This is a genomic window from uncultured Caballeronia sp., from assembly GCF_964243625.1.
In the GTDB taxonomy this organism is placed as follows: domain Bacteria; phylum Pseudomonadota; class Gammaproteobacteria; order Burkholderiales; family Burkholderiaceae; genus Caballeronia.
In genome coordinates this window covers 1-7,725 of sequence record NZ_CAXTGZ010000280.1, presented here as the reverse complement: position 1 = coordinate 7,725, position 7,725 = coordinate 1, and the positions used below count along the sequence as shown (strand labels likewise).

At 61.7% G+C, this 7,725-nt stretch carries 5 protein-coding genes; 4 read left to right on the top strand and 1 reads right to left on the bottom strand.

Going from position 1 to position 7,725, the window contains the following annotated elements; all coding sequences use genetic code 11:
• A partial coding sequence (locus tag ACFFAR_RS18825; protein WP_375508261.1) for a cation transporter occupies positions 1-436 on the bottom strand: 436 nt, incomplete at its 3' end.
• A gap of 351 nt (positions 437-787) precedes the next feature.
• Here ACFFAR_RS18825 and ACFFAR_RS18820 point away from each other — a divergent pair.
• From ACFFAR_RS18820 to ACFFAR_RS18805, 4 genes are all read left to right on the top strand, one after another.
• Positions 788-2,302, top strand: coding sequence for a DUF1254 domain-containing protein (locus ACFFAR_RS18820; RefSeq protein ID WP_062172021.1), 1,515 nt, complete (start codon positions 788-790; stop codon positions 2,300-2,302).
• Positions 2,303-2,422: 120 nt separating this feature from the next.
• Complete coding sequence (locus ACFFAR_RS18815; protein WP_174362862.1) at positions 2,423-6,121, top strand: DUF748 domain-containing protein; 3,699 nt, start codon at positions 2,423-2,425, stop codon at positions 6,119-6,121.
• Positions 6,122-6,458: 337 nt separating this feature from the next.
• The gene (locus ACFFAR_RS18810) at positions 6,459-7,535 is read left to right on the top strand and encodes a DedA family protein/thiosulfate sulfurtransferase GlpE (protein WP_082779156.1); all 1,077 of its coding nucleotides are present in this window, start codon (positions 6,459-6,461) and stop codon (positions 7,533-7,535) included.
• On the top strand, positions 7,532-7,725 hold a 194-nt coding region (locus ACFFAR_RS18805), incomplete at its 3' end, for a hypothetical protein (protein ID WP_375508260.1). The genes ACFFAR_RS18810 and ACFFAR_RS18805, both read left to right, overlap by 4 nt.

Here is a 7,725-nt window from a genome sequence, read left to right as displayed (position 1 = left end):
AGCCGCCGACGTAAAACCGCGCGCCGAGCGCGAACTGGACGATGCTCGCCAACGCGAGCGATACCCACACGCCAAGGTTCAGATTGATTCCCAACATCGGCAAAACGAGCGGCAGCGTGAGCAGCGCCGACACGATCACCGCGACGAGTTCGCCCCTATGAGCGGGCGCGGCCACTGGCGCGGCTTCCGGCTCGATGAACGTAGCTTTATATCCGGCCTTCGTGACGGCGGCCAGCAACTGGTCGCGCGAAACGGACGGCCCGGCGTGAACCGTGGCTTTCTCGGTCGCGAGATTGACGGACACGGTTTCCACGCCCGGCACCTTGGCGAGCGCCTTTTCGACGCGGCGTACGCACGAGGCACAGGTCATCCCGCCAATAGCAAATTCAGCCGTGTTCGACGCAACAGCCATGTTCTGACTTGTACCAGCAGACATAAAAGCTTCCCGTTTCATTGCGGGCCATGAGAATCAGCTCGATAAAACCAGTATCGACATTCCAATCATTGGAAGGTCAAGGTGTATTTTCAAGAGAGTTTGTCCCTTTTTGCTGCGGCGCGTGAATAAAAAACCGGCACTATGTAGGTAGTTACCGATGGCTGGATTAACGAAACATCAGACTTATTTCGAGGCTTCGTCACGCGCTTCTTGCCTATCCTCATTGGATAAGATAAAACGCGTTTTCAAGATAGCTTGAACGTCGGCGTGCGGATTCGCGGGGCTCGAATTTAAGAACCCGCCAGCGCGCGCGTCGGACGAAGTAAAAAAGCCTAAACAGACCTAATTCGAATGAAAAATAACCGACGCTGGGCAGTTCCGTTGTTTCCGTTGCGTGGGGCACGCTGGATGATTGCCGGTTTGAGCACGCTGGCAATACTGGGCGGGTGCTCGACGCAGGCGCCGGTCGCGACGAACGGCGACGGCTGGCGCAAGGACCAGGTCGCCGATGCCTATGTGTTCGGTTATCCGCTGGTGGCGTCCGATCTGTGGCGCGAAAAGACGACGGGCGGCGACGCATCGAAGCCCGGCCAGGCGGCGGTAAACACCTTGCGGCACACCACCGCGTTGCCGCCGGTCGGCGCGACGGGACGGCCGAGCGTGGATACGCTGGAATCGTCGGCATGGCTGGACGTATCGAGTGGACCGGTGCTGGTTTCGTTGCCGGCGTTGTCTTCCGTGCAGTCCACGCCTTCCGGAACGTTACGGGGCCGCTACTTTGATGCTCGCGCCTTCGATACCTGGACCAACGTGATCTATTCGAGCATCGGTGCCGCGCCCGCCGTGCCCGCGCCTGTTCCCAAGAAGCGCAGCAAAGCCGCGCGCATGGCCGCGGAGCAAGCCAGCATCCTTGCGTTCGTCACCAAGGGCTACACAGGCCCGCTGCCGGACGGCGTGACACGCGTGGAAACGCCTACGCGTTATGCATGGTTGTCGATCCGCGTGCGCGTGAACGGCCAGCGCGATGTGCGCGAAGCGCGCAAGCTGCAGACCGCAATGCGCATTGAAGCGCCTCCGGCCGATAAAACCAGTCCCACCACCGCCGGCGCCGCCTGGCCGAATGTGACGGCCAACACGCCGGCCGTGGTTCCGAGCGGCGACAAGGCCGAGTCACTCGATGCCACCGCGTACTTCACGCGCCTGGCCAAGGCCCTGGAAGACAATCCACCCGTCCCCGACGATCCGCACGCCGTGACCTTGCTCGCGCAATTGGGCGTTAAACCGGGTGAGCCGGTGCAATTCCGCCCATCGGATTCGGCCTTGCTCGCAACGGGTCTCGCCGATGGCCGCGCGCGCGTCGACACGGTTCCCTCTAACGCGCTGAGCCGCAACGGCTGGGTCTGGTTCGGCGACGCCGTCGGCAACTACGGCACCGACTACACCTTGCGCGCGTTCCTTGCCAAACGTCAGCCCGCCAGCGGCACGAAGGACGACGAAGTGAAGCCCGTCGCTTTCCTTGACAGCGACGCCCACCCGCTCAACGGCGCGAACACCTACGTGCTGCACTTCGCGCCGAACCAGTTGCCGCCGGTGCGCGGCTTCTGGACCTTGACCGCGTACACGAAGGAAGGCGCGCTGATCGACGATAAAGCCTTGCGGCTTTCACTCAGCGACCGAGACCGCCTGAAGAAGAATCGCGATGGCTCGACTGACGTGGTCGTTTCCGCGACGTCGCCGGGCAAGGCGCGTGTGTCGAACTGGCTGCCCGCGCCGGACGGCGACTTCCAGTTGATGATGCGTTTGTACGCACCCAAGCCCGAAGCGACGTCGGGGGCGTGGGCGCCGCCGGCTATCGAACGGCAATAGATGCAGGCTGTACGGACCATCGCTGGTTCAAATTGACGCTGTCGCGTCGTATACTCGGGCCTTCCGTTTCCCCCAGGTCACGCGCGGTCTCATGACGCGTGACCGCGCTGTGAGGCCCGCATGGCAAGCCTGAACAAGACTTCCCTGACATCCGCCGGCCGTGGGCTGATCGATCGGGCAAATGCGGTTGCGAGTTCGAACCGCACGCGCCGGGTCGCGATTGGCCTGGTTCTGTTTGTCATCGTGATCGGGCTGCTGGGGTTTTTTGCGGCTCCCTCTCTAATTCGTCATATCGCCGAGCAGCAGATCTCCGCTCAGCTTGGCCGCCCGGCCACGATCGGCCGGATTGCGCTCAATCCCTATACGCTCAGCTTCGAAGCCGACCGCGTTCATATTGGCGAGGCGCAAAGTAATCTCCCGGCTGATTCCAGAAGCAGCGATTTCATCGATATCGAACGGCTGATCGTATTGCCTTCGTGGTCATCGCTATTCCGGCTCGCGCCCGTAATCAATGAACTGAAGATCGATTCGCCGCGCTTTCATATCGTCCGATACGACGCGCAGCGCTTCAACTTCTCGGATCTCATCGGAAAGTTTTCGAAGCCATCTGCCAAACCATCCGATAAACCCGCGCGGTTTTCGGTATCGAATATCCGGATCGCGAACGGGCGCATCGATTTCGATGACCGGTTGCTCAAGACGCAGCATGTGATCGATCAGTGGTCAGTCGGGATTCCGTTCATTGCCAACCTGCCTTCGACGACCGAGTTGTTCGTCACGCCGTCGTTGCAGGCGCGCATTGATGGCTCGCCATTGTCCATCAAGGGCCGCACGAAGCCGTTCGCCGAATCGCGCGAGTCGGAAGTCGCGGTGCAGCTCGACGGACTCGATTTGCCGCAAATCGTTTCGTACGCGCCGGCGTCGCTGCCGGTCGCGGTCAAGAGCGGCAAGCTGTCGACCGATCTGGACGTGAGTTTCTCGCTCACCGGCGACGCGCCCGTTGTACGCATCAAGGGCACGGCCGATATTGCAGATATCGACGTGACGGACAAGCAGAATGCGCCGCTGTTCGCCGCGCAGTCGCTGCACGTGAATGCGGTGAATCTGGAGCCGCTGCGCAATGTTTATCAACTGTCAGAGATAAAACTGTCGCAACCCGACGTAAAACTGTCCCGCGATAAAACCGGCGCCTTCAACTTCCAGAAACTGAGCGGTCCGCCGGCCAACAACCCTCCGGCGGCTGAAACCAAGGCCGCGGCCGAGACGCAACCGCTGGATTTATCGATCAGACATATTGCGATCGACCGGGGCCAGGTCGCCTTCAACGACAGCCTGATGGCGCAACCCGCGCAACTCGGTCTGAAGGCGCTGGACGTCACGCTCGACGACTTCTCGACGCTCGGCAAACCGCCCGCGCGTTACACGCTGAAAACCGCGCTGGATCACGGTGGAACGCTGGTGGCATCGGGCGGATTCACCTTGCCCGGCAAGAACGCCGACGCGAAACTCGCGCTCGCCGATTTGCCGCTGCCGCCGCTGCAACCCTATGTGGCGAACGCGCTCGCCGCGCGGATATCGGACGGCGCGCTCAGCGCGAACCTGCCGCTCCTCGTGAACTGGTCGAAGCCCGAGCCGTCCATCCAGGTCGGCGCAGGAGACGTCTCGCTCAAGTCGCTGAAACTCGTTCCGACCGCAAACACGGCGCCGGTCGCGTTGGCTTCGGCCCAGGCAAAGATCACTAAAATCGATGTAGCCGCACGCACCGCCGCGTTGGAGAGCGTGAGCCTGAACGGTCTTTCCGTCGATGCAAAACGCCTGAAGGATGGCAGCATCGACCTCGCGGCGCTCGCCGGTCCGCACGAAACCGCGCCGGAAGCCAGCGCCACGCACAAGGTGGAGAAGGCCAACGCTGCGGGTCCGGCGTGGCGTTATCAGATCGCGCAGATCGCGCTCAACGACAGCACCGCCGATTTCACCGATGAAACCACGCCGACTCCGGTGAAGCTTCATATCGCGCCGCTGCAAGTGAGCGTGAAGCAGGTCACCGATGACCTGACAAAACCGCTCGCCGTGGATGGCCGGCTGACCATGAACGGCAAGGGCACACTGGCGACAGCCGGGACGCTGACCATCAAGCCGCTGAGCCTGGCGCTGCATGTGGACGCAAGCCAGCTCGATGCATCGGCGTTCGAGCCGTATTTCGGCAGCTCGCTGAACGCATCGCTTTCCAGCGCGTTGCTCACCGCGAACGGCGACGCGTCTTACTCGGGAGAAGGACGCACGCTGAAGGCCGGCTACAAGGGCGACGTGTCGTTGTCGAACGTGCGCTTGATCGACCGGGTGAGTTCCCAGCCGCTCGCGGGCTGGAACCTGCTCGGCCTGACGAAGCTCAACGCCCGATACGACGAAAAGGGCGCCGACGTGGAAGCTGCGCGCGTCACCTTTGCCAACTTTTATGGCCGCGTTCTGCTTGATGCGCAAGGGAAGCTGAATTTGCGCGATATCGTGGTGAAGGACAAGACGGGCGGAAAAGCAACGACAGCAACGACAGCAACGGCAGCCGCCGAGCCCGCGCCAGTGGCCTCCGCCCCGGTCGTGCCCAAAGCGGCATCGACATCGCCCACGCCCAATCTGCGCTTCGGCCAGCTCGTGCTGCAAAACGGCCGTGTGACCTACACCGATAACTTCATCAAGCCGAATTTCACCGCGAACCTGGTTGCGATCACGGGGACTATCGGCGCATTCGGAACGCATTCGACCGTCTCCGCGCCCGTCGATGTCGCCGCGAAACTCAACGCAAACGGGCCGGTATCGATCAAGGGCACGGTGAACCCGCTGATTGCGAAACCCGCGCTGGACCTGACCGCGAGCGCGCACGACGTCGAATTGCCCAATATCTCGCCGTATTCCACCAAATACGCGGGCTATCCGATCACCAAAGGCAAGCTGAATGTGGACCTGCACTACCAGCTCGCCGACGACAAACTCTCGGCGAACAACCATCTTTTCATCGATCAGCTCACGTTTGGCGACCACGTCGACAACGCCACCGCGACCAAGTTGCCGGTGCGCCTGGCCGTATCGCTGCTGAAGAACTCGCGCGGTGAAATCGACGTGAACATCCCGATTTCCGGCTCGCTTTCCAATCCGGAGTTCTCGGTCGGCGCGCTGGTGTGGAAGGCGATCGTGAACCTGCTGGAGCGCGCCGTGACTGCGCCGTTCTCGCTGCTGGCAAACGCGTTTGGCGGCGGCAAGAACGCCGAGGAACTCGGCTACGTGGAGTTCGACCCGGGCTCGTCCACGCTCAGCGACGCCGGCAAGGAGAAGCTCGACACGATCGCGAAGGCGCTGGCGGACAAACCGTCCATCAAGATGGATCTGTCGGCGCGCGTCGATCCCGCCGTCGATGAACCCGGCCTGCGCGCCGCCTACGTCGACCGCCAGGTGAAGCTCGCCAAGATGAAGGATGCAAACGACGACAACCCGAACATCAGTCCTTCGACCATCACACTTTCGCCCGATGAATACACGAAGTTCCTGACCAAGGCGTACAAGGACGCCGACTTCAAGAAGCCGCGCAACATGATCGGCATGACGAAGACGTTGCCCGACGCCGACATGAAAGCGGCACTCGCAGCAAACGCGCCCATAGACGAAGCCGCGCTCGGCACGCTGGCGCAAAAACGGGCATCGGCGGTGAAGGCTTACTTTGACGGGAAGATCGACAGCAAGCGGATTTTCATCGTCTCGCCGCACATGAACGCCGATGGCATCAAGGACAAAGGCGCGCCAACCCGAGTGGATTTCGGCTTGCAATGACCGCTTTTAGACCGCGGTCAAAGAAGCGTATTTATTTAGGCATGCGCTGAAAAAACGACGCCGTCATATGGTGTATGGCAAAGCGCGCGGTTCATGGCATTTTCGTCAAACCGCGCTACACTCATCTCATTAATGCAGCGGCGCCGGGCGACGCGCATGACCGCCGTGGACATCGTTCCAGTTTCGTCCCGCGTCTTCGTTTCAGAGCCGTAAAAAATGCCGCCGAGCGTTCGCGTTTCAGACGCGAGCACGGATAAGCCAATATCAGGCGGCGTCCGGCACTTGGCATTTCCCCAACCGACTTCAGCGCTGCACAACCCGCAGGGAGAATCTCATGCTGTTGCATGATCTGGCTGACCGGTATGGTCCCGCTATCGTGTTTTTCAACGTGATGGGCGCCGCGCTCGGCCTGCCCGTTCCCGCCATGCCCACTCTGATCGTGGTCGGTGCTTCCGTCGCCATGATGGGCGCGAACGGCCATGCAGTGCTGCCGCATCTCGCGTTGATGCTCGCCATTGCCGTAGTGGGCGGCGTGCTCGGCGATCTCGTCTGGTTCCAGGGCGGGCGGCGCTACGGCGATCGTACGCTCAAGACCATCTGCAAGTTGTCGCTTTCGCGCGATACATGCGTGAAGAAGACCGAACGTTTCTTCGGCCGATGGGGCGTGCGCGTGTTGCTCGTCGCGAAGTTCATTCCGGGTTTGTCGCTGGTTTCCGTGCCGCTTGCCGGCGCCATGGGTGTGCGCACGCGCTCGTTCATTGCGCATGACGGCGTGGGCGTGGCGTTGTGGGCGGCGGTCGGATTGCTGGTTGGCGTGGCATTCGCGGCGCAACTCGACATGGTCTTCGCCATGATCGCGCAACTCGGACGGCAAGCGCTGATCGTGGTGGCGATCGCGCTGGCGGGGTACGTGGCGTACCGCTACTGGCGCCGGAAGATGTTGATGAAGACGCTGGAAACGGCGCGCATCACGGTCGATGAACTCTATGCGCTGATGGAAAACAAGCCGGTGCCGGCAATCTTCGATATCCGCTCGTCTGAGAAACGCGTGCTCGATCCGTTCGTGATTCCCGGTTCCGTTTTCGCCGATGAACGCGAGCTCCAGAAGATCGTCGAGAGTTATCAGCCTGATCAGAAGATCATCATTTATTGTTCGTGCCCGAACGAGGTATCGGCGGCGTGGATGGCGAAGTCGTTGCGTAACGCTGGCTTCAAGGACGTCGTGCCGCTGACCGGCGGCCTCGATGCATGGCGTCTCGCCGGCCTCGAACTCAAACCGCTGACCGACTTCGGCGGCGCGCGCGAGGACCTGGGCGAAATGGCCGCCATGTGCCCGTGGCCTGCCAAATCGCCAGCTGCGGCCAAGGGCGCGCTGCACGAAGCCGTCTACCTTCATGGAGATCGACACGCATGAGTACTGCCCACGAAGGCATGAACGAAGGATCGGATCACGCCCGGTCGGAATGGCGGGACAACGCGCCGCCAACGCGGGAAAACCTCGACACCATCAGTAACGACACCGTCTCGTCCGCGCCTTCGGAGACGCCCGCCGACGCCCCGTTTTCACCGCTTCGTGTGGCGGTAGGTGCGCCTTCTCGTCTCAG